Origin of the sequence: Methylophilus sp. YYY-1 (genome assembly GCF_029132825.1) — a bacterium.
Lineage (GTDB): Bacteria > Pseudomonadota > Gammaproteobacteria > Burkholderiales > Methylophilaceae > Methylophilus > Methylophilus glucosoxydans.
The window spans coordinates 47044-70523 of the sequence record NZ_WOVG01000002.1; the positions used below are offsets into that span (position 1 = coordinate 47044).

The 23480-nt window shown below is 53.3% G+C and carries 19 protein-coding genes; 12 read left to right on the forward strand and 7 right to left on the reverse strand.

Going from position 1 to position 23480, the window contains the following annotated elements; translation table 11 throughout:
* The first annotated feature begins 5 nt into the window (after positions 1-5).
* Genes GOC95_RS06830 through GOC95_RS06840 form a run of 3 tightly spaced genes read left to right on the forward strand, consistent with a single transcriptional unit; the run spans position 6 to position 3001 of the window.
* The gene (locus GOC95_RS06830) at positions 6-1502 is read left to right on the forward strand and encodes an AMP-binding protein (protein ID WP_275356437.1); all 1497 of its coding nucleotides are present in this window, start codon (positions 6-8) and stop codon (positions 1500-1502) included.
* The gene (locus GOC95_RS06835; protein WP_275356438.1) at positions 1499-2197 is read left to right on the forward strand and encodes an iron-containing redox enzyme family protein; all 699 of its coding nucleotides are present in this window, start codon (positions 1499-1501) and stop codon (positions 2195-2197) included. Before GOC95_RS06830 ends, GOC95_RS06835 begins: the two co-directional genes overlap by 4 nt.
* Positions 2198-2209: 12 nt before the next feature.
* Positions 2210-3001, forward strand: a complete 792-nt coding sequence (locus GOC95_RS06840) for an SDR family oxidoreductase (protein WP_275356439.1) — start codon at positions 2210-2212, stop codon at positions 2999-3001.
* A 6-nt stretch (positions 3002-3007) separates the two neighbouring features.
* On the opposite strand, the gene GOC95_RS06845 is transcribed toward GOC95_RS06840, so the two are convergent.
* Entirely contained in the window at positions 3008-3937 is a 930-nt protein-coding gene (locus tag GOC95_RS06845) for a quinoprotein relay system zinc metallohydrolase 2 (protein WP_275356440.1), read from the reverse strand.
* A 103-nt stretch (positions 3938-4040) separates the two neighbouring features.
* Between GOC95_RS06845 and GOC95_RS06850 the strand changes: the two genes are divergently transcribed.
* Positions 4041-4637 carry a cytochrome b gene (locus GOC95_RS06850; RefSeq protein WP_194749732.1) on the forward strand — a complete coding sequence of 199 codons (597 nt, stop codon included), beginning with the start codon at positions 4041-4043 and terminating at the stop codon, positions 4635-4637.
* Between the two features lie 297 nt (positions 4638-4934).
* Positions 4935-6548 carry a glycosyltransferase family 39 protein gene (locus tag GOC95_RS06855; RefSeq protein ID WP_275356441.1) on the forward strand — a complete coding sequence of 538 codons (1614 nt, stop codon included), beginning with the start codon at positions 4935-4937 and terminating at the stop codon, positions 6546-6548.
* 6 nt (positions 6549-6554) lie between these two features.
* Here GOC95_RS06855 and hemE read toward each other — a convergent pair whose 3' ends face one another.
* The 5 genes from hemE to GOC95_RS06880 all read right to left on the reverse strand — a co-directional run bounded on the left by hemE (position 6555) and on the right by GOC95_RS06880 (position 16741).
* Entirely contained in the window at positions 6555-7619 is a 1065-nt protein-coding gene (gene hemE / locus GOC95_RS06860; protein ID WP_275356442.1) for a uroporphyrinogen decarboxylase, read from the reverse strand.
* 172 nt (positions 7620-7791) lie between these two features.
* Entirely contained in the window at positions 7792-9219 is a 1428-nt protein-coding gene (locus GOC95_RS06865; RefSeq protein WP_194749729.1) for a glutamate synthase subunit beta, read from the reverse strand.
* Between the two features lie 88 nt (positions 9220-9307).
* Entirely contained in the window at positions 9308-13978 is a 4671-nt protein-coding gene (locus tag GOC95_RS06870; RefSeq protein ID WP_275356792.1) for a glutamate synthase-related protein, read from the reverse strand.
* Positions 13979-14400: 422 nt separating this feature from the next.
* Positions 14401-15681: a glutamate-1-semialdehyde 2,1-aminomutase gene (hemL, locus tag GOC95_RS06875; protein WP_275356443.1), complete on the reverse strand. Its 1281-nt coding sequence runs from the start codon at positions 15679-15681 to the stop codon at positions 14401-14403.
* Positions 15682-15787: 106 nt separating this feature from the next.
* Positions 15788-16741: a serine protease gene (locus GOC95_RS06880; RefSeq protein WP_275356444.1), complete on the reverse strand. Its 954-nt coding sequence runs from the start codon at positions 16739-16741 to the stop codon at positions 15788-15790.
* A 182-nt stretch (positions 16742-16923) separates the two neighbouring features.
* On the opposite strand from GOC95_RS06880, the gene GOC95_RS06885 reads away from it, so the two are divergent.
* Both GOC95_RS06885 and gndA read left to right on the forward strand, forming a co-directional pair.
* Positions 16924-17664 (forward strand): dienelactone hydrolase family protein, encoded by a 741-nt coding sequence (locus GOC95_RS06885; RefSeq protein WP_194749726.1) that lies wholly within the window; start codon positions 16924-16926, stop codon positions 17662-17664.
* A 167-nt stretch (positions 17665-17831) separates the two neighbouring features.
* Positions 17832-19346, forward strand: a complete 1515-nt coding sequence (gene gndA / locus GOC95_RS06890) for an NADP-dependent phosphogluconate dehydrogenase (RefSeq protein ID WP_194749725.1) — start codon at positions 17832-17834, stop codon at positions 19344-19346.
* 286 nt (positions 19347-19632) lie between these two features.
* Here the strand turns inward: gndA and GOC95_RS06895 are convergent, their stop codons facing one another.
* Positions 19633-19812: a hypothetical protein gene (locus GOC95_RS06895; protein ID WP_194749724.1), complete on the reverse strand. Its 180-nt coding sequence runs from the start codon at positions 19810-19812 to the stop codon at positions 19633-19635.
* A gap of 336 nt (positions 19813-20148) precedes the next feature.
* Between GOC95_RS06895 and thiS the strand changes: the two genes are divergently transcribed.
* The 5 genes from thiS (at position 20149) to GOC95_RS06920 (ending at position 23457) form a co-directional block, all read left to right on the forward strand.
* Positions 20149-20352: a sulfur carrier protein ThiS gene (gene thiS / locus GOC95_RS06900; RefSeq protein WP_194749782.1), complete on the forward strand. Its 204-nt coding sequence runs from the start codon at positions 20149-20151 to the stop codon at positions 20350-20352.
* 51 nt (positions 20353-20403) lie between these two features.
* Positions 20404-21186 (forward strand): thiazole synthase, encoded by a 783-nt coding sequence (locus GOC95_RS06905; RefSeq protein WP_275356793.1) that lies wholly within the window; start codon positions 20404-20406, stop codon positions 21184-21186.
* Between the two features lie 2 nt (positions 21187-21188).
* Entirely contained in the window at positions 21189-21572 is a 384-nt protein-coding gene (apaG, locus tag GOC95_RS06910) for a Co2+/Mg2+ efflux protein ApaG (RefSeq protein ID WP_275356445.1), read from the forward strand.
* A gap of 86 nt (positions 21573-21658) precedes the next feature.
* Positions 21659-22897: an MltA domain-containing protein gene (locus GOC95_RS06915; RefSeq protein WP_275356446.1), complete on the forward strand. Its 1239-nt coding sequence runs from the start codon at positions 21659-21661 to the stop codon at positions 22895-22897.
* Positions 22858-23457, forward strand: coding sequence for a chorismate lyase (locus tag GOC95_RS06920; RefSeq protein WP_275356447.1), 600 nt, complete (start codon positions 22858-22860; stop codon positions 23455-23457). The genes GOC95_RS06915 and GOC95_RS06920 overlap by 40 nt, the downstream gene beginning before the upstream one ends.
* Positions 23458-23480 lie beyond the last annotated feature (23 nt).

Sequence of the window (23480 nt, forward strand, 5' to 3'; positions counted from 1 at the left end):
CGATCATGATACTGAACGAAATTCAAGCGCAGGCGGCTCAAGTTCCCGAGCAGATTGCCTTACAGGGCGCACAGACACAATTGAGCTATGCTGCCCTTGCCAAAGAAATCACGCGCGTGTCTTCGGCGTTGATGACGTTGACACCGCAAGCCAGTGTCGCCTTGGCGCTTGATAATAGCCCGGCCTGGATCGTGCTGGATCTGGCGATACTGGCGGCGGGCTGGACCAATGTACCGGTGCCCGCCTTTTTCTCTGCGACGCAAAAGCAGCATGCCATTCTGGATGCGGGCGTCAGCCTGGTGTTGACTGATACGCCCGCAGTCTGGCTAGGCCTGTTCCCCGAGGCTACGCTAGTTGCTGAATGGCAGGTGGCCGACAAGATGGTCACTGTGCTTCGCGTGCAGGCGCATGACAGGGCGGCGCCTGTGGCCAAAATTACTTATACCTCTGGCACGACCGGCGCGCCCAAAGGCGTTTGCTTGAGCAAAGACCACATGTGGCAAGTTGCTAGTTCGATTCGCACACAGGTCAAACCAGGCCACGATGACTGCCATTTTTGCGTGTTGCCACTGGCCACCTTGTTGGAAAATGTCGCCGGCGTTTATGCCAGCCTGATCTCTGGCACCACCGTCGTGGTCTACAGCTGCGAGGCCGTTGGTTTTAGCGGTAGCCAGTTTGATATCTTCAAGCTCTACCATGGCTTGCAAGCCAGCCAGGCCACCACGGCCATTTTGATTCCAGAGTTGTTGCGTGCGCTGGTGGCTTGCCTGCAAGCCGGTCAGCTGGCCCTGGCTCAGTTGCGCTTTGTCGCAGTGGGGGGCGCCAAGGTGGCACCAGCGCTGCTGTTACAGGCACATGCACTGGGGTTACCAGTATACGAAGGCTATGGCTTGTCCGAATGTGCCTCGGTGGTCACACTGAATACCCCACTGGCCAATCAGCCAGGCAGTATTGGTCAGCCCTTGCCGCACGTGCAATTGCGCGTGGATAGCCACGGCGAGTTGTGGGTCAAAGGAGCCATTTACGCTGGGTATATGGCGGCAGATGGGACGATCACTGAACCAGCGCTTGATGTGGACGGTTACTTGCCGACCGGCGATTTGGCCTACCAGGATGCCGAAGGTCACTGGATCCTGTCTGGCCGCAAAAAAAATCTGTTTATTACTTCATTCGGGCGCAACGTGTCGCCAGAGTGGGTCGAAACGACATTGATTCAGCAGGCCGGATTGTTACAGGCCTGTGTGTTTGGAGAAGCGAGGCCGTATAACGTGGCGGTGGTGGTGCTTGCACCACAGGCAAGTCAGGCGCAAGTGGCGCAAGGCATTGCACGGGCGAATCAGGGCTTGCCTGATTATGCGCAAGTGGGCGATGTGATATATGCCAAACAGCCTTTTACCCCACAAAACGGACAACTGACGGCCAATGGCCGTTTAAAACGCGATGTGATTGCTGCCGCGTATGCCGCAGAAATCAACGCCCTTTATGAAGGAATTTCCGCATGAGTTTTTATCAGCAATTATTGAGCGCCACTGAGCAGGAGCGCAACGCCTTAATGACTTTGCCCTTGATCCAACAAGGCGCACAGGGCAACATTACCCTGGAAACCTATCGTGCTTTTCTGACGCAAGCCTATCATCATGTTAAGCACACCACGCCGTTACTGATGGCCTGCGGCGGCCGGTTGAGCGGTGAGTATGAATGGTTGCGGACCGCGATTGGTGAATATATCGAAGAAGAAATGGGGCATCAGGAATGGGTGCTGAATGATATTGAAGCCTGCGGTGGCGACAAGGAGTCTGTGCGTCACAGTGCAACCGAGCAAGATGCCGCTTGCCATGCAACCGAGGTGATGGTGGCTTATGCCTACGACATGATACACCGCGTGAATCCACTGGGCTTTTTTGGCATGGTGTTAGTGCTTGAAGGCACGAGCACAGCGGTGGCCACCCAGGCCGGCGAAAAAATCATGCAGGCCCTGCAGTTGCCCAAAAAAGCCTTTAGCTATCTGTTTTCGCATGGGTCGCTGGATATTAGCCATGTTACTTTCTACGAAAGTCTCATGAATCAAGTGACCAACGTAGAAGACCAGCAAGCGATCATTCATGCGGCCAAACGGTTTTACCGCTTGTATGGTGAGATCTTTAAACATGTCGCGGCACAAGCGGCGATTATTCACACGCTGCACCAGGCAGCTTAGGAGCCATCAGTCATGGAGTTGCGTAATTTACATGTGGTATTGACCGGTGCAACCGGCGGCCTCGGTTCGGTGCTTGCGCTTGCGTTGAGTGCAAGAGGGGCCGTCGTCGGACTCGTTGGCCGAGATCCGGTCAAGCTGCATGTCTTGCAAAAAAGAATTACCAGTCAGGGTGGCAAGGCGCACATTATCGTTGCCGATCTGGCGCAGCCGAATATGGCCAGTCAAGTGCTCACGCAGTCTTTGCGCGAGATGGGGCATGTCGATTTGCTGATGAACAATGCTGGCATCATTGAGTTCACCGAGTTTGCCAAGCAGGCCGAAGTGAACATTGACAACATGATTCATACCAATGTCACGGCGACCTTGGTATTAAGCCGTGAATTTGTCACCTATTTTAGCCAGCGCGGCCGCGGGCATCTGGCATTTGTCGGCTCTATTTTTGGTTCGCTGGGGTTCCCGCATTTTGCCACCTACTGCGCCAGCAAGTTTGCCATTCATGGCTTTAGCCAGGCCTTGCGACGCGAACTCATTGATAGCAACATCGGGGTCACCTATATCGCCCCACGCGCTATCGCCACGCCTATGAATGACGACCGCACCAATGCCATGTGGCAAGCGTCCGGCCAAGCCATTGATGAACCGCAATTTGTTGCGGATAAAATTATCCAGGCGCTGCTCAAAGACCAGCAAGAGCTGTATATCGGGCAACCGCAAAGCTTCTTTGCCTGGCTCAATGGTGTTGCGCCCAGGCTGGTGAATCTGGGCTTGAAGCAACAAGCGAGGCTGGCGAAGCGGTTTTTGTAGCCTGACTTATTCCCATTCCAGTTGCGGGTAAACCAGATTGACATTGCGCCGGTTGGCGATGTCGAACAATACCCAGTTGTCATGCTCAGAGGCGGCTGCAGTGTCCATGGTTTGTTCCATGCTGATGCCTTTTTTGATGCTGTTTCTGATATCGCTCAATAACAAGTTGAGATAGCGTAACTCGTTGCCAATGATGGTTTTCTGGTCGCTGCTTTCTAACCCATGGCCGGGGACGATGAGCGAGTATGGTTGCTGGTTGATTTGCTCCAGCACGGCGATCAAGCCTTTGAGGTCGCCTTCTACCACTGGCGTCCGTTGCGCAAACAGCAAGTCGCCCGCAAACAGGGTGTTGGTTTGCGTGTCTAGAATAGTGAGGTCAGTATGGGTGTGGGCCACCTTGCGCGCTTGTAGTTGCAGGATGCGGTGCCCCAGGTCCAGCGACTGCTCAGCATGCACAAGGGTATCCGGGGGGATGGTGGGGCTTGCCGCACCGTCAGCCCCCAGTAGGCGCGCATTCAGTTTTTCATATTGCTCCTTGCGCAGCAGCATGTTAGTGGCCAGTTTTTCGTGACCGACAAAGTGGGTAGTGCCATTTTGAAAAGCGGCGTTGCCATAGGTGTGGTCTGGATGGACATGGGTATTGATGACATATCGGATAGGCAAGGGGCTGATGCGGCGAATGGCGGCGAGTAATTGGTCACCGGTATGTTTGCTGCCGCCACTGTCAATCACGGCAATGGCCTCTTGGCCAATAATGACGCCCAGATTGCAGATGTCGCCTTGATAGCCGTCATCAATATCCAGATGCTTGCCATGGTGCACATAGATGCCGTCCGCCACCTGTTTAAATTCAAAGTCGTCGGCCCAGGCCTGGCTACACAGCGTTACAAATACGTATACAAGACGCACACCAAAGCGGTTGATTTTTGATAACATGACGGCTTACCCATGAATGATTCATGCATCATAAACAATTCATGCATGCAGTCATAGTGACCGCTGTCACAGGCTGGTCACATCCATCAACAAAGGAGATTCAATGAGTTCAACCCAGCGTTATACCAAGGTGGCGATTATTCTGCACTGGCTCATCGCACTGGTCATTATTGGCATGTTTGCCCTGGGCTGGTACATGGGCGAGTTGCCGAAAGACGGGCCAAAACAAACGGCCTTTGATCTGTTCGATCTGGGGATCGTCACCTGGCAGATGGACGAGCCGGCCACAGCCCGGACCCTGTATTTTAATCTGCACAAGTCCATCGGCTTTACCTTGCTCTGGCTGGTGATTTTCCGCGTCTACTGGCGTGTGACACATACCCCGCCTGCCATGCTGGCCAGCTATTCAGCGCTGGAGCGTAAGTTGGCGACAGCCGTGCATCACATGCTGTATTTGCTGATGGTCTTGATCCCACTGAGCGGCGTACTCATGACGCTTTACAGCAAGTTCGGCTTGAAGTGGTTTGGGCTGGAGGTGTTCGGCGGGCTGGATAATGCCGATTTGCGCGATGTGTTCAAAGAGTCTCACGAATTGTTTGCCAACCTGATGCTGGCTGCATTTATCGTGCATGTGCTTGGGGCACTCAAACATCAATGGAAAGATAAAGACGAGACCATGTCGCGCATGTCTCTGAAGTAGAGAGCGGTTTGCCTGAAAAAAGCCTGCGATTGCAGGCTTTTTTATTTTCCTTTTTCGGCTGATGGTGCCCAAGCGCACTGCAAAAAGTGCACCCGGCTGATTAAACGCATTTATAGCCCTGCAAAAAATGCACAGGGTAAATTGGTTTTGATTGCAGGTAATTGATTTTAAATGTGATTTTATTTGGCATACGCCTTGCTGGTGAGTGATGGATGTCGGGAATCAACATCGCGCCTATCAGCGTGTGATGAATCCTGACTCGCCATTCAGTCGTTCATCAATCGCAAGCGGATAGGCATGTCGCCAGTACAAATAAAACAAAACAGTCATTTGAGTCACTTCCTGTGGTTAGCGGTCACCCTGCTTTGGTTGGGCATAGCCGCCGTTTGTCGGCCACTTACTCTGCCGGATGAAGGCCGCTATGTCGGCATTGCCTGGGAGATGTTGACCTCTGGAAACTGGGCGATTCCTCATTTGGATGGCTTGCCATATTTTCATAAACCGCCTTTGTTTTACTGGATCACGGCGGCCAGTTTCAAGCTGTTTGGCCCTTCGCTGCTTGCGAGCAGGCTGGCCTCCTTGCTGGCTGCCGTATTGATGGCGATCGCGCTGTATTGGTTTACAGCCAGGCATCTGGACAAAAAAACTGCGGTACTGGCTTTTGTCGCGCTCGTGACGCAGCCATTCTTTTTTGCCAGTGCCCAGTTTGCCAATCTGGATATGTTGGTTGCCAGCATGATTGCCATGACGATCATGCTGGCGGCAGAATTTACCTGGAGTATTGAACAAGGCCAGCCGGAGCGGAAATATCTGTATATGGCGATGGTGTTTGCTGCAGGAGGCGTTCTGGCCAAGGGCCTGATTGGCATGGTCTTGCCAGTACTGGTCGTTGGTGGCTGGCTGCTGGTGAGTCGCCGTCTTGCGTCTCTCAAGTATTTCTTATGGTGGCCAGCGCTGGTATTGTTTTTTCTGATGGCCAGTCCCTGGTTTTTATGCATGGAATCGCAGTTTAAGGGCTTTCTGGAGTACTTTTTTATTCATCACCATGTGCAGCGCTTCACCGGCACGCACTTTAACAATCAGCAGCCGTTCTGGTTTTATCTGCCCGTGCTATTGGCGCTGACCTTGCCCGCTTCTCTGTGGTTGACCCGCTTGCGCAAGCACGAAGTCCAGCGCTGGAGTTCACGGCAGCAGGATGTGGCATTGCTGATGGTATGTTGGCTGGCATTGATCCTACTATTTTTTTCGATCCCGGTTTCCAAACCACTGGGCTACATCATGCCAGTTTTGCCGGCGATAGCGGTCTTGACAGCCATGGGTATGCGGCAAGCCTGGCAGCACCGCTTCCCCAAGCGGTTGTGGGTCACATTTTTGGCGGCGGCCGTGACCTGTGTGATAGCCATGGGGATGGTGATTCAGCACGCGCAAAAAACAGCTTCTTTCCTGCTGGCAACCAAGGTCCAGCCCTTGGTTAGCAAACAGGATCAATTGATTCTGCTCAATAAATACCAGTTTGACTTGATGTTTTATCTGCGGTTATCGCATCCCGCCTGGATGGTGGCTGATTGGCGCACTGCTGAGTATGAGGTGTTGGACGACAGTTGGGAAAAGGAGCTGATAGAGGCCAAGCATTTTGACCCGCAAACAGCGGCAAACCAGTTGTTAACCGAAAGTGTGTTGACACAACACGTTTGCCAGCTAGGGCGGAAGCAGGCCGTTTGGGTGGCGGGCGACCCTGGTAACGCCAACCATTTACCCATGCTCGCCGACATCGCGCCGATCGCCACTGTGCGAGATCACTATTTGTGGCGATTAAGCCCGGCGCAAGTCTCACGTTTTTGCGCCGCTGCAACAAGACCTCGTCAAGTCATCACAGCCGCCCAGTCTGGCCGCAATAAGCTCGTGCGGTGACGATGTTTACAGGTGATACTGTGGACTGAGCTTGCGCAGGGTTTCCAGCATGCAGGCCGCATGCTCCGGGGGGGTCCATTGCGTGATGCCATGGCCCAGGTTAAACACATGGCCGTGACCATGGCCGTAGCTGGCCAGAATCTGTGCGACTTCTTTTTCGATGGCGGCAGGAGAGCTCAACAGGATCGCCGGGTCCATATTGCCTTGCAACGCCACTTTGTCCCCCACGCGTGCCCGTGCCTGGCCGAGATCCACGCTCCAGTCTAATCCGAGGGCATCGGCACCGATGGCTGCCTGTGACTCCAGCCACAACCCGCCGCCTTTGGTAAACACGATGCTGGGCACTGGTTTGCCTTCTGCGGTTTTAGTGAGGCCAGCGACAATTTTCTGCATGTATTGCAGTGAAAACTCCTGATAGCCTTGATGCGATAAGGCACCCCCCCAAGAGTCAAAAATCATCACAGCCTGTGCACCGGCTGCAATCTGTGCATTGAGGTATTGCGTCACCGTTTGCGCCGTAATCTCCAGAATGCGGTGCAGTAATTCGGGTCTGGCATAGCCCATTTTTTTTGTATTCAAAAAGTCGGTGCCGCCTTTGCCTTCCACCATGTAGGTGGCCAGTGTCCATGGACTGCCTGAAAAACCGATCAAAGGAACACGGCCATTCAGTGCTTGACGGATGCTGCTGACAGCATCAAATACATATTGCAGTTTGGCCATATCAGGCACTTCCAGTTTGAGGATGTCTGCCTCTTCTTGTAAAGTCCGCTCAAACTTGGGGCCTTCCCCTTCTTCAAAATACAAGCCCAGTCCCATGGCATCAGGGACGGTCAATATGTCGCTGAACAGAATGGCCGCATCCAGTTGGGGATAGCGGTCCAGCGGTTGCAGGGTCACTTCGGTGGCAAAGGCCGGGCTCTGGCACAGTTGCATAAAGCTGCCAGCGGTTTTGCGGCTTTCGCGGTATTCAGGCAGGTAGCGGCCTGCCTGGCGCATCATCCACACCGGGGTATATTCAGTAGGCTGGCGCAACAGGGCGCGCAGAAAGGTGTCATTTTGAAGAGTGGTCATTTGCTATGGTTTCGGTTGCCTGTGCTGGTGTGGTCGTACGCACATCAGCTAAAAGCATGATTATAAAGGCCAAGCCGTTGTTTCACCTGAAAGAATGCGGTTTTTTTGCGATATGACAAATAAAAACGCCGATGAAAACCATCGGCGTTTTGCGGTTTCAAGGCAACCTGGACTAGCGTGGCAGAGTAGAGCTACCCATCAGGAACGCATCGACTTCGCGTGCGCACTGACGGCCTTCACGAATCGCCCAGACCACCAGGGACTGGCCGCGACGGATGTCACCGGCAGCAAAGACTTTGTCCTTACTGGTTTTATAACAGCCTTCGCCATCGGTCGTGGCTTTGGCATTGCCGCGGTTGTCTTTTTCCACGCCAAATGCTTCCAGCACTTTTTGTACCGGTGAGACAAAGCCCATGGCCAAAAACACCAGATCAGCAGGAATGGTGAACTCTGAACCTGGAATTTCAGACATTTTGCCGTCTTTCCATTCCACACGTGCACCTTTAAGGGCTTTAACCTTGCCGTTCTCGCCGATCAGCTCTTTGGTTGTGATCGACCAGTCACGGTTTGCGCCTTCTTCATGCGAGCTGGAGGTGCGCATTTTGAGTGGCCAGTTTGGCCACACCATAAATTTGTCTTCTTTTTCAGGCGGCTGAGGCATCAACTCGAACTGGGTGATGCTGGCTGCCCCATGGCGGTTGGAGGTGCCGACACAGTCAGAACCGGTATCGCCACCGCCGATGACCACCACATGTTTGCCGGTGGCTTTAATCTGGTTGGGCACGTTGTCACCGGCTACCATTTTGTTGTTAGGGGTCAGGAAGTCCATGGCGAAATGAACACCATCGAGTTCACGACCTGTCACGGGCAGATCACGTGGCTGTTCTGCGCCACCTGCCAGGATGACGGCATCAAAGTCACGCTCCAGATCTGCCGCGCTGACATTTTCACCGACATGCTGATTCACCTTGAAGGTCACGCCTTCGGCTTCCATCTGCGCCATCCGGCGGTCAATGTTTGCTTTATCCAGTTTGAAGTCAGGAATGCCATAGCGCAGCAAGCCGCCGATACGGTCATTTTTTTCAAACACGGTCACGGCATGGCCCGCGCGAGCAAGTTGTTGTGCTGCGGCCAGACCTGCGGGGCCAGACCCCACAATCGCCACTGTTTTGCCAGTTTTGTTCGGGTTGATTTGTGGTGTGACCCAACCGTTTTCCCAAGCTTTGTCGATGATGGCGTGCTCGATGGACTTAATCCCGACGGCGTCGTTATTAATGTTCAAGGTGCAGGCTGCCTCGCAAGGGGCGGGGCAGATACGGCCAGTAAAGTCCGGGAAGTTGTTGGTGGAATGCAACACGTCAATCGCGCTGCGCCAGTCCTGATGATAGACCAGGTCATTCCAGTCAGGAATGATGTTATTGATTGGACAGCCGGTGGTGCAAAATGGGATACCGCAATCCATGCAGCGTGCCCCTTGCTGTTTGGCCTGGTCGTCTGTCAAATGCAGGACGAACTCTTTGTAGTTCTTGACGCGATCCTGAACGGGCAGATTTTCTTCTGCCAGTCGGTCAAATTCCATAAAACCTGTGACTTTACCCATGTGAAATCATCTCTTCCCAGTTGCTCGTGACAGACACAACTTTAAACAGCCCCGCCAATCACGCGGGGCATTCAATTAACAAAAACGATTATGCGGCTTGCTTGGCGGAGGCTGCAGCCATTTCGGTCAGTGCGCGTTTGTATTCGTTCGGGAATACTTTAACAAATTTTGCACGCGCGGCTGACCAGTCGGCCAACAGTTCTTTTGCTCGAGGGCTGCCTGTCAACGCCAGGTGCTGCTCGATCAAGCCTTTAAGAATCACTTCGTCTGGCTGGCCTAGGTGTTGTACTTTGCCAACATCTGCTTCAGCCGCTTCGACTTTTTCCAGTGACACCATGCTCATATTGCAGCGTTTGGCAAACTGGCCGTCAATGTCGTAAACATAGGCAATCCCGCCACTCATCCCGGCTGCAAAGTTCTGGCCGGTCTGACCAAGTACCACCACGGTCCCGCCAGTCATGTATTCGCAACCATGGTTGCCTACGCCTTCAACCACGGCAGTTGCGCCTGAGTTACGTACGCAGAAGCGCTCACCCGCCACACCGCTCAAGAAGCTGCTGCCTGTGGTCGCACCGTACATCACGGTGTTACCAACGATGATGTTTTCATAGGATAAGCCACGGAAGGTTGCAGGTGGTTTGATAATGATCTGACCACCACACAGTCCTTTACCCACGTAGTCGTTGCCTTCACCTGTCAGCTCAAAGGTAATGCCCTTGGCCAGGAATGCCGCAAAACTCTGACCGGAGGTGCCAGTGAATTTGACGTGGATGGTACCGTCAGGCAGACCTGCGTTGCCATAACGGCTCGCCACTTCGTGTGACAGCATGGTGCCTGCTGTACGGTTAGTGTTCACAATTGGCAACTCAAGCGTGACTTTTTCGCCTTTTTCCAACGCCGGTTTAGCCAATGCGATCAATTGGTTATCCAATGCTTTGGCGATGCCGTGATCTTGCACGTCATTGTTTTTGCGTGCCACACTGGCTGGCATGTCTGGCAGATGGAACACTTTGCTGAAGTCCAGGCCATTGATCTTCCAGTGCTCGATGCCGGCTTTCATGTCCAGCAAATCGGCACGGCCAATCAAGTCATCAAACTTGGCAATGCCCATGCTGGCCATCAGTTCACGCACTTCTTCAGCGACAAAGAAGAAGTAATTCACAACATGCTCAGGCTGGCCGGTAAACTTCTTACGCAGTTCTGGATCTTGGGTGGCAACACCGACCGGGCAAGTGTTCAAGTGGCACTTACGCATCATGATACAGCCTTCAACCACCAGCGGTGCGGTGGCAAAGCCAAATTCGTCCGCACCCAGCAGGGCGCCAATCAGCACGTCACGGCCGGTTTTCATCTGGCCATCGACTTGCAGCACCACGCGACCACGCAACTGGTTGAGTACGAGGGTCTGCTGGGTTTCAGCCAGGCCAAGCTCCCATGGCGTACCTGCGTGTTTGATCGAAGAAATTGGTGAGGCACCTGTCCCGCCGTCATGGCCAGCGACCACGATGTGATCAGACTTGGCCTTGGCCACACCCGCTGCCACGGTACCGATGCCGGTTTCTGACACCAGTTTGACCGAAATCGAGGCTTTTGGATTGGCGTTTTTCAGGTCATGAATCAGCTGTGCCAAATCTTCGATCGAATAAATGTCGTGATGTGGTGGCGGAGAGATCAAGCCGACGCCAGGCACTGAGAAACGGAGTTTCGCAATGTAGGGCGACACTTTATGGCCAGGCAACTGCCCGCCTTCCCCAGGCTTGGCACCTTGCGCCATTTTGATCTGGATCTGGTCAGCGCTGCTCAGGTATTCGGCGGTCACGCCAAAGCGGCCAGAGGCCACCTGCTTGATGCGTGAGCGCAAAGAGTCACCCGCTTGCATTGGCACATCTGCTTCAATCAAATCAGTGCCCAATACGGTGGCCAGGCTGGATTCTGTTTGGACCGGAATAAAGCGTTTAACGTCTTCACCGCCTTCGCCAGTATTGGACTTGCCGCCAATCCGGTTCATGGCAATCGCCAAGGTGGCGTGCGCTTCGGTTGAAATGGAGCCCAAAGACATGGCGCCAGTGGCAAAGCGTTTAACAATCTCTTTGGCCGATTCCACCTGATCCAATGGGATCGCTTTACCCGCCGGTTTGATTTCAAACAGTCCGCGCAAGGTCATGTGGCGACGTGTCTGATCGTTGATCAGTGCGGCGTACTCTTTGTAAGTTTCGTATTTGCCAGTCCGAGTCGCGTTCTGCAATTTGCTGATCGACATCGGCGTCCACAAGTGCTCTTCACCGCGTACACGGAAGGCGTACTCACCGCCCGCTTCCAGCGCATTGGAGAGCACGGGGTCATTCCCAAATGCTTGCATGTGCATGCGTACAGTTTCTTCGGCAACTTGCTCCAGACCGATGCCTTCAATCTGGCTGACCGTGCCAGTGAAATAGTCATTCACAAACTGGCTATTGAGGCCGATCGCTTCAAAAATCTGTGCGCCGCAGTAAGACTGGTAGGTCGAGATGCCCATTTTGGACATGACTTTGTACAAGCCTTTGCCGATCGCCTTGACGAAGTTTTTGCCGGCTTTTTCAACATCGCCGGTCAGGGTCTTGATGGTTTCGTACACCAGCCATGGGCAAACAGCTTCCGCACCATAGCCTGCCAGCAGGGCAAAATGGTGTACTTCACGGGCTGAGCCTGTATCAATCACCAGACCGGTGCTGGTACGCAAGCCGGCTTTGACCAGAAACTCATGCGTGGCCGAGCAGGCCAGCAGGGCTGGAATGGCAATGCGGTTCGCTGCGACGGCACGGTCCGAGAGGATCAGTACGTTATAGCCGTCATGCACGGCTTTTTCGGCTTGGTCGTGCAAGACGTCCAGGGCCTGTTTCATGCCGGTTTTACCTAAGGCGGCATCATAAGTCAGGTCAAGGACGATGGACTTGAACTGGCCTTTGGTCAAAGACTCAATCTGTTTGAGTTTTTCCAGGCCTTCCAGGCTCAACACTGGCTGGCCGCTTTCCAAACGCAATGGCGGGTTGGTTTCATCAATCGCCAACAGGTTGGGTTTAGGGCCGATAAATGTCACCAGTGACATCACCAGCTCTTCACGGATCGGGTCAATCGGCGGGTTGGTCACTTGTGCAAACAACTGTTTAAAGTAGTTGTACAGTGTCTTGGCTTTGTTGGACAGCACGGGCAAGGCCGCGTCGTTCCCCATGGAGCCTGAGCCCTCTTCGCCGTTGTCTATCATGGGTTGCAAGACAAACTTCAAGTCTTCCTGAGAGTAACCAAAGGCTTGTTGGGTATCCAGCAAATCCGCTTTCAGGCTGACTTCACCAGTGCCTACGCCAGGCAAGTCGGTCAAATGGAAGCGGGTCTGTTCAATCCACTGGCGATAAGGTTTGGCTTGTGCCAGTTCAGTTTTGACTTCTTCGTCGTCGATAATGCGGCCTTGCTCCATGTCGATCAGCAACATTTTGCCTGGCTGCAAACGCCATTTTTTAACGATTTTTTCTTGTGGGAAAGTGATCACACCCATTTCAGACGCCATCATGACGATGTCGTCTTCGGTGACCAGATAGCGGGCTGGGCGCAAGCCATTCCGGTCCAGCGTGGCACCAATCATTTTACCGTCAGTAAACGCGACTGCAGCCGGGCCGTCCCATGGCTCCATCAGTGCCGCGTGGTATTCATAGAACGCACGGCGGTCTTCATCCATTAATGGATTGCCTGCCCAGGCTTCCGGGATCAGCATCATCATGGCGTGTGGCAGGCTGTAGCCACCAGCCACCAGCAGCTCAAGACAGTTATCAAAGCAGGCGGAGTCGGACTGGCCTTCTGCAATCAGTGGCCACAGTTTTTCCAGGTCTTCACCCAGCACGGCGGATTTCATGGTCTCATGACGGGCGGCCATCCAGTTCACGTTGCCTTGAACGGTATTGATTTCACCGTTGTGTGCAATCATGCGGAAGGGGTGGGCCAGATCCCAGGCTGGGAAGGTGTTGGTAGAGAAACGCTGGTGTACCAGCGCAAGCGCTGAAATCACGCGCTCATCTCTCAAATCTTTGTAGTAGACACCAACTTCATTAGCCAGCAGCATGCCTTTGTAGACGATGGTGCGCGAAGAGAAGGAAGGCATGTAAAACTGTGCCTTGTCTTGCAGGTTCAGTGCGCGAATCGCGTGTTCAATGCGTTTGCGGATCACAAAGCATTTGCGTTCAAAGGTGTTGCTGTCGGTCACGGTGCTGGCAATAAACACCTGGCGCATCACAGGCTCAACCGCGCGGGCGGCGTCGGCAATATTGCTGTTGTCGACCGGCACATCACGCCAGCCCAGCAGGGTTTGATTTTCTTCTGCAATGATTTTGGCAAAGATGGCTTCGCATTGCGCGCGGTTGTCTGCGTTTTGTGGCAGAAATGCCTGACCGACGGCGTATTGTCCGGCTGCTGGCAAGGTCATGCCCAGCTTGGCAGCCTCTTCGCGCATAAAGGTATCTGGCATCTGCATCAGCAAGCCCGCGCCGTCACCCAGTTTAGGGTCGTAACCGGTCGCGCCGCGATGGGTCAGGTTGTCCAGCAGTTGCAGGCCTTTAGCGACAATGTCGTGGCTTTTCTGGCCTTTAATATGGGCGACAAAGCCCACGCCACAGCTATCTTTCTCGTGGCGTCTGTCATATAAACCCTGGGATTGCGGAGCTAAACCGAATTGGTCGTCCCGGGCGGTTGCGGTATCTTGAGAAGCACTCATCAGGTTGTTGTCAGACTGCATGTCCATTGCCAGATTCTTCACTTACAAAACATTTGGAGGAACCTTCAATGATACCGTTAAAGTTTAGCAATTTCAATTGTTTAGCCTGCGTTAAATAACGGATAAAGGCATTTTATTTTTTAGTTGAGAATGGTTTTTATTTACCAATTGCTTGCGCTTTAATTTGCACAAATGCTAGCGATGTAATCGGTGCTTAAAACTAGGTGGTTAGTTGAATCTGTCGCGCTTGTAAGGCGGTTTATCCATGAACAGAGCAGCGCACCTGGCGCAGCCATGGATCAGATGTTGTGATTGGATCGCCTCATATGGGCAGTCTGCCAGAAAGCGTCAGGCTGCTCAGGGGGCGCCATCCTGGATGTCAGTGGTGTGGCGATTGGTTTGCGTGGCGAGCCTGAGTGGCAATCGCCACGCAAACGTCTGGCTTACAGGCTGGCAAAGGCTTGTTCGGCCGCCTGTATGGTTTGGGCGACATCGGCATCGGTATGTGCCGCCGAGACAAAGCCCGCCTCAAATGCGGATGGCCCCAGATAAATGCCGCTGTTCAGCATGCTGTGGAAGAAGTGATTAAAGGCATTTTTATCTGCCTGCATCATGTCGGCGTAGCTGGTGGGGTTGCTGGCGCTAAAATAGAGGCCAAACATGCCGCCTACGCTTTGTGCGCTAAATGTGACGCCCGCTTTGTGTGCTGCCTGCTTCATGCCGTCCATTAACTGCGCTGTTTTTGCCGTCAGTGCCTCATAAAAGCCGGGTGCCTGGATCAGTTTGAGGGTGGTCAGCCCGGCGGTCACTGCCACGGGATTGCCTGATAGGGTGCCGGCCTGGTAAACCGGCCCCAGTGGTGCGAGCACGCTCATGATGTCTTTGCGGCCACCAAAGGCGCCTACGGGCAGGCCGCCTCCAATGACTTTGCCCAGGGTCGTCATGTCCGGTCTAATGCCATACAGTGCCTGTGCACCGCCCAGTGCCACGCGGAAGCCGGTCATGACTTCATCAAAAATCAGCACCGTGCCATGCTGAGTGCACAGTTCACGCAAAGTGGTTAAGAACTCGCGGTGAGGCACAATCAGGTTCATATTGCCGACTACCGGCTCCAGAATCACGCAGGCAATCTCGTCCCCCATGCTGGCAAAGGTGTCTTTGAGCATTTGCGAGTTGTTGTAATCGAGCGTCAGGGTGTGCGCAGCGACTTCTGGCGGGACACCGGCGGAGCTGGGTTCGCCAAAGGTGAGCAAGCCGGAGCCAGCCTTAACGAGCAAGGCATCGGCATGGCCGTGGTAACAGCCTTCAAATTTGATGATTTTATTGCGCTTGGTAAAGCCACGGGCCACGCGAATAGCGCTCATGGTCGCTTCGGTCCCGCTGCTGACCAGGCGTACTTGTTCCATGCTGGGCACAAGTTGATTAATTAATTCAGCCATTTCGAGCTCGAGGCCGGTTGGCGCGCCGAAACTCAGGCTGTTGGCGGCCGCTTGCTGCACGGCTGCAACAACTTCCGGATGGGCATGTCCCAAAATCATGGGGCCCCAGGAGTTGATGTAGTCAATGTATTCTTTACCATCCGCATCCCAGAGCTTGGAGCCGAGGCCCTTTTTGAAAAAGATGGGCGTGCCACCGACGCTACGAAACGCGCGTACCGGCGAGTTGACGCCGCCTGGAATCAGTTGCTGGGATTTTTCAAACAGTTGCTGGTTGCGAGAGGTCATGGCGGAGCAATCGGATAAACATTAAAAACGCTATTCTAGCAGAGCCTCTGGGGTTGATCATGCGTACGCTTGGCCGGATGGCTTGTGGTCAGCGAGTGTGTCCAAGCTATTGAGTCTGGCTGGCGAGCTGTTGAAGGTGGCGCTCAGCCTCCGCCTGCAAGCTTGGCTGCGCGGATTGTTGAGCGAGCAAGGTCAGTCCTGACCAAGCCTCCAGATAGTTCGGCTCCAGCTTAGTGGCTTGTAAATAGGCTTGTTGGGCTGCGGCGAGGTGCCCTTGCCCATGTAGCGCACTGGCTAAATAAAAGTGTGCTTCTGCGGCCTCTGCTTGCTGGCTTAACCAAGTGCGCGCGATCTGCTCTACGGCCGGCCAGTCGCTGTTTTGGTAAGGAATCACCACTTGCATCCAGAATGGGCGCTCATTCAGCGGTAAGTCCCAAAAGGGAGTGGCGTCGGCCTGAATGCTGTTGCTGGCTTGTTTGCCAAGCAGCGTTTGTATCCACTCGACCGGCACACTATAAAAGTAGGCCTGTTTGCCGGGACTTTTAAACGTGCTTAAAGCAACCAGTTCACCTGTCTGGTTAAAGGTCGGGCTGCCACTGGCGCCCATGATAAACGCGGCATCGGTGCGCACAATCAGGCTGTCATCATAGGGGTACAAGGCTTTCACATGGCCTGCGATGGTTTGTGGCTTGGGCGGTCCACCTGGAAAGCCGATGGAAAAGACGGCATCACCATAATGTAAGGCGGCGGTTGTGCCCAGCTTGACTGGCGGCAGTTCCAGATATTGAAATTTCAACAGGCAGATATCGTGTTTCCAGTCCGCGACCATGCCAACCGGGCTGACGCTATCACCGAATTTGGAAACGCTAACGCCGCTGCTGTTTGCCAGCACATGGCAATTGGTAGCCACTGTATCTGGCGCCACAACCACGCCGCTGCCGACGCCGTGACCGCCCGTTTGCGTCATGCTGTGCACTTTTACCACCGAGGCTTTCAGTCGGTAAACCAGCTCATGGTCGAGCTCGGCATGGGCCACCAAAGCGCTCGTGCTGAAGAGCATGAAGCAAACAAGATTGAATGAGGGGCGCATACAAACTCCCATGGTTGGTGATGAAGGCAAGCTACCTCGACTTTGTCAGCCGGAATTGCAAAAAATTCTGCTTGCCCTGACACAATATCTGTGAAAAGCCATGCAAACAGCGCTAGAATAGCCGGTATTTTTTGATTGTTTAAGGATTTATCATGCTGATTACGAGCGAAATCGTTGATTTGGACACCCCGACCGGGGTGATGCGTACTTATGTTCATCGTCCAAAACACGATGGCAAAGTGCCTGCGGTTTTGTTTTACTCTGAAATTTTTCAGCAGACCGGTCCGATTGAGCGCGCAGCGCGCTTTTTAGCAGGGCATGGTTATGCCGTGCTGGTGCCTGAAGTGTTCCATGAGTTGAATCCGATTGGCACGGTATTGGGCTATGACGATGCTGGCCGTGACAAAGGCAATGCGGACAAAATGGCCAAAGATGTGCAGGCCTACGACACGGATAACCGCGCCATGATTGACTATCTGAACAAGCAAGCCTGGTATGACGGCAATTTGGGTGCGGCCGGTTTTTGTATCGGTGGTCACCTGGCTTTCCGTGCAGCTTTGCAACCCGAAGTCAAAGCGACGGCCTGTTTCTATGCCACCGATTTGCACACCAACATTATCCCGAACCAGCCTGGTCAGCACAGCATGGACCGTGTCGGCGAAATCAAGGGCGAGTTGCTTATGATCTGGGGCAAGCAAGACCCTCATATCCCGGGGGATAAGCGTGCAGAGCTGTATAACCGCTTTGCCGCGGTGCCCGGACTGCATTACACCTGGCATGAATTTAATGGACAACATGCCTTCATGCGCGATGAAGGGGAACGTTACGATGCGCAGCTGGTCAACATTGGATATCAATTGACCTTGCAGATGTTCGGTAACGTACTCAAGTAACCGACTGGAACACTTGAGCGAAAGAAAACTAAGGTGCTGAAAATGTTATGCCAGTTGCGATTCTCAAAACAACTTGCATGGGATATTCAATACATACCCTAGTCCAAGCACAGGCCAAAAGCCTGTGCTTTTTTTTCAACTAAATTAACCATTGTTTAGAGAGAACTATGACTATAAAAAATGCGGATATTGGATTGGTAGGATTGGCAGTGATGGGCCAAAACCTGGCGCTTAACATTGCTGATCACGGCTATACCATTGCGGTCTATAACCGTGACCCGAAAAAAATGCTGAACTTCATCGAGGAGTGTAAAAAGAATGAGCCCTCACACGAACGTGTGGTGGGGCATGCTGATTTGGCCTCTTTTGTACTGAGCATCAAGCGTCCACGCAAGATTGTGTTGCTGGTGAAAGCCGGGAGCGCGACCGATGTGACCATTAATGCCCTGTTACCTTTCCTGGAGCAGGGGGACATTATTATTGATGGCGGTAATGCGCTGTGGACGGACACCATCCGTCGCGAAAAAGAGCTTGCTGCCAAAGGCATTGAGTTTATTGGTTCCGGCGTGTCTGGTGGTGAAACCGGTGCCCGCTTTGGTCCATCGCTGATGCCTTCCGGTACACGCAAGGCCTGGGCTAGTCTGGAGCCCATCTGGCGCGATATTGCAGCCAAAGTGGATCCTGTGACCGGTGCCCCGTTAGAAGGTGGCGCACCTGGCAAACCAGTTCAGGGTGGGTTCTCTTGCGCGGAATATATCGGCCCGGACGGTGCAGGTCACTATGTAAAAATGGTGCACAACGGTATCGAGTACATCGATATGCAGTTGATTTGCGAAGCCTACTGGCTGATGAAAAATCTGCTGGGCATGCCGGCCGATGAAATCGGCAAAGTGTTTGCCGAGTGGAACAAAGGTGAGCTGTCCAGCTTCCTGATTGAAATTACGGCCGATATCCTGCAGCAAAAAGATCCGGCTGGCAAAGGCTTCCTGGTTGACCAGATTCTCGATACGGCAGGCCAAAAAGGCACTGGCCAGTGGACGGCGGCCAATGCGCTCGAACTGGGTGCCCCCGCAAATGCGATTGCAGCTGCCGTCTATGCGCGTGCATTATCCAGCCTGAAAGAGGAGCGTGTTGAAGCCAGCAAGATCCTCAAAGGTCCAGTGATTGTGCAAGAGAAAGACAAAGTTGCAACCATTGAGGCGATCAAGAATGCCTTGTATTGCTCCAAAATCTGCGCCTACGCACAAGGCTTCCAGCTGATTGATAAGGCGCAAGTGGCTTACAACTGGAAACTCAACTTCGGTGAAATTGCCCAGATCTGGCGTGGCGGTTGTATCATCCGCGCGCGCTTCCTGCAAAAAATTACCGATGCTTATGCATTGAACTCACGCCTGAAAAACTTGATGCTGGATCCATACTTCACCAATGCGATGAACGAAGGTCAGGCCGGCTGGCGTAAAGTGATTGCGTTGGCTGTGACCAATGGCATTCCGGCACAAGGCTTCGCGGCGGCATTGGCTTACTATGATGGCTACAGAAGTGCTGACTTGCCAGCCAACCTGCTGCAAGGCCAGCGTGACTACTTTGGCGCACATACCTATGAGCGCAAAGATCAGCCACGTGGTCAGTTCTTCCACTTAGATTGGCCAGAAGCTGGTCGTCCACAGCTGTCGGTTGAATAGTCTGCAGTTTCTTAGGATAGCAGTGACCGCTCTTACGGGTCGTCGCTGCTTCTGAATCAACCGCTGAAAATAAAAAAGATGGCGATAAAAGCCATCTTTTTTATTTGTCTCATCATTACCTCTACTTTAACGCAGGGACTTCGATATCGCAGTCGTTGCGCAATTTTTGGGTAAAGGGCGCCCGAAGTGAATTTTCACATATTTCCGGCTAACCCAAGATTGGATTCAAGCATCCAACTTGAAAATCAGTGACCCGTTGCGGGGTCGGTTTGAAACGCCCTGCGTATTAAACGCAGTCGCAACTCGATTCCAAAAAGCGATGAAGCTCGTTGATGGCTTTCAGGTGTTGCTGTTCTTCGGCAAACGCTTTAGCGTTGGGAGCAGCATTGTTGAGGCTGGGGGCGTAAATTTCATCAATCAAAAAATGTTGTGATGAAACGGCTTGGTAGGATTCTACGATTTGCATTTTTACTCTTCCTTTTGGGATTCTCAATATTCATTACACAAAACAACGAATTGTGTTCGCCGTGCTTGTGGCGCCAAAATTAACAAAAAGTTCATTCTGCAGCAATGCGGAATTTGCCGTAGTGACCAAACTTGTCAAATTCTTCAGGCATATTTGTATCGCTACAACATTAAAGCAAACATGGTGCCATGTTCACGCTTAAAATAACGCATACTCCTCCAGGTTGGATGACACGTGTTGAAGATGGCTTGAAACCATGTGACGTAAAAACTGAAAGCCAAATCCGCTGATTTTTCGTAGAATATCGGCTTGTTTAATAAAACCTTTAAAAGCAGCATGCAAATTTTCGTCAATGGTAAAGCCATGCAACTTGCCGCAGAGGCCATGAGTGTGCAAGCGTTGGTCGAGCAGATGCAACTGACAGGCAAGCGCATTGCGATTGAGCGTAATGGCGATATTGTGCCGCGTAGTCAGTTTGCCCACGTGCAGTTACACGCGGATGACAAGCTGGAAATCGTCGGTGCGGTCGGTGGCGGTTAAGCGCGATCTCATCAGCGTTATGCAGCTAAGAATGGAATAGAAAGTTTAATGATGAATGATGCTTTAGTGATTGCCGGTCAATCTTATCAATCCAGACTGTTGGTTGGCACCGGCAAATACCAGGACTTTACGCAGACACGCGCTGCGATAGACGCCAGTGGCGCTGAAATTATTACCGTGGCCATCCGCCGGACCAATATCGGTCAACATGCAAACGAACCTTCTCTGCTGGAGTATTTGCCGCCGAACGAATTTACTTATCTGCCGAATACCGCGGGTTGTTACAGTGCTGAAGAAGCCGTGCGCACCTTGCGTCTGGCGCGTGAGTTGCTGGATGATCACCGCCTGGTCAAGCTGGAGGTATTGGGTGATCCGAATACCTTGTATCCGAATGTGATCGAAACCATTGCTGCGGCCAAAACGCTGGTCAAAGAAGGCTTTGAGGTCATGGTGTATACCTCGGATGACCCGATCATCGCCAAGCAGCTGGAGGACATTGGCTGTGTGGCAGTGATGCCCTTGGCCTCGCTGATTGGTTCCGGCATGGGGATTTTAAATCCATGGAATCTGCAAATTATCATCGAAAATGCCAAGATTCCGGTCTTGGTGGATGCTGGCGTAGGCTGTGCGTCTGATGCGGCGATTGCGATGGAGCTAGGTTGTGCCGGCGTGTTGATGAATACTGCGATTGCGGCTGCGCGTGACCCGGTATTGATGGCAGGCGCCATGAAAAAAGCCATTGAGGCTGGCCGTGAGTCCTTTTTAGCCGGACGTATGGCGAAAAAGCTGTATTCTGCCAGCCCTAGTTCACCAACCACTGGCATGATAGGATAAATGTGACCGAACGCGCCCTCTATGCCTGTCAGGTGTCTGTCGAGACAGAGTACTTGCCTGATCAGTCTTCGCCGGAAACGGGGCAGTACATCTATGCCTATACGATTACGATCCGCAATACCGGGCAAACGCCTGCGCAGCTGATCAGTCGACACTGGGTGATTACCGATGCCATGCAACAGGTGCGGGAAGTCAAAGGGTTGGGGGTGGTCGGCGAGCAGCCCTTGCTGGCGCCCGATGCAGAATACCGCTATACCAGTAGCGTCATGTTCAGTACACCCAGTGGGGAAATGTATGGCACTTATCAGATGGTGGCCGTCGATGGTCACTGGTTTGAAGTCGATATCCCGACGTTCTGGTTGCATCAGGCAGCCGGGCTGCATTAAACCGCATGCGGAAACATTTGCCTCGTCTGCTGTTTGCTGCATGAGGCCGCAGACCCATCAATGGTCTTTAAGTTGAAGTTACAAACGTGTTAACCATCAAAAACAGTTCTGTCATCCGTCTATGTCTTGTCCTCTCCAGTCTGCTGTGGCTGGCAGGATGTCAAACGGTGCCAACGCCGGACACCTCGGGCAGAACATCGCCAGCTCCGAGCAAGCCTGCGGTTGAAAAGCCCGGTACGAGTGGCAGTGTCCCGCCTGTTACGCCATCACAAGCCTTTGCCTTGCTCCAGCCCGCGCAGTGGGCAGACCTGCCAGGGTTGGAAAAAGAAGACTGGGTCGCCAGCTGGAAGGCATGGCTACAAGGATGTCAGGGGCTCAAAAACAAAACGGACTGGAAAGCGGTTTGTGCTGCCGCGCTCTTGGTGCAGGCTGAGGATGTGTCTGCCATTCAGGCCTACTGGCAGCAATATTTTAATGTGTATGCCACGCGGCAGGCAGATGGCATCTCGCAAGGCTTGATCACCGGCTATTATCAGCCTGTGTTGCAAGGGGCTAGGCAAGCAAGTCCGCGTTACCGCGTCCCGCTTTATCAAGTGCCGTCGGACTTGATTACCGTGAATTTGTCGGCATTGTTTCCCGAGCTCAAGTATAAACGTGTGCGTGGCCGCTTGCAGGGCCAAACGCTGATTCCCTATTACACACGGGCAGAAATTGAGCAGCCGCAATCGCCGTTGAATGGCAGTGAGTTAATCTGGGTCAGCGATCCGGTAGAAGCATTTTTTCTGCAGGTGCAGGGGTCGGGCATCATTGCGCTTGAAAACGGCGAGCGTGTTCCCGTAGGTTACGCCGACCAGAATGGGCACCCTTACCAGTCTATTGGCAAGATCCTGGTGGAGCGCGGAGAAATGACCGCCAGCGACGCTTCCATGCAGGGGATCAAGTCTTGGGCACAGCAGCATCCCGAGCAGTTACGCGGTTTGCTGGATGCGAATCCCAGTTATGTGTTTTTCAAGTTGCTGCCACCGGGGTTGTCCGGTCCACTGGGTGCATTAGGGGTGCCGCTCACAGCTGCGCGTAGTGTTGCCGTCGATCCGTTTTACATTCCCCTGGGCGCCCCGGTCTATCTGGCGACCACTTACCCCAATGATGTGGCACCTTTGCAGCAATTGATGCAAGCCCAGGATACAGGCGGGGCGATCAAGGGTGGGGTGCGTGCCGATGTGTATTGGGGAGAAGGCGAGGCTGCTGGCAAACTGGCGGGGGCCATGCGCCAACAAGGAAAAATATGGGTGTGGTTGCCCAAAACGTTTCCCTTGCCACATTGACCGAGATGCGGCAACTGAAGCAATCTTCTGAGCGGGCCTGGCAACGCGCGGTTGTTGGTCAAACCCCCTTTAGGTCCTGGTTGCAGGAAAGGGGTTCATTAACTGCCCGCCTGAAAAAACACTATCCGGCGTTTTCGGTGGAGCTGTTGGCGCAAGCCTGGCGCAAGCCGCATGTAGACGAACAGGCCATGTTGCGCCTGCATGCGATGTCCCGTGCATGGGTGCGAGAAGTCATGTTGCGCGGAAACGGCCAGCCGCGCGTGTTTGCGCATAGTGTCATCGCGCGTCAGGATTTGCGCGGACCATGGTGCCGATTGCGTGCAATCGGGCGGGTGCCGCTCGGGGCAGCGCTGTTTGCCAATCCTAAAGTCACACGTGGGCCGTTGCAGTTCCGCAAATTGTACGCACAGCATCCCTTGCATCAGGCGGTATGCCGCTATCATCCGCAGTTGCAGCAATATCCCCTTTGGACAAGACGCTCCTTGTTCCGTCTGCATCATCACCTTTTGCTGGTGACAGAAGTGTTTTTGCCTGCTTGTGTGGATCATCCCCATGATTGATTTTTTAATCGGAAAGCTTTTGT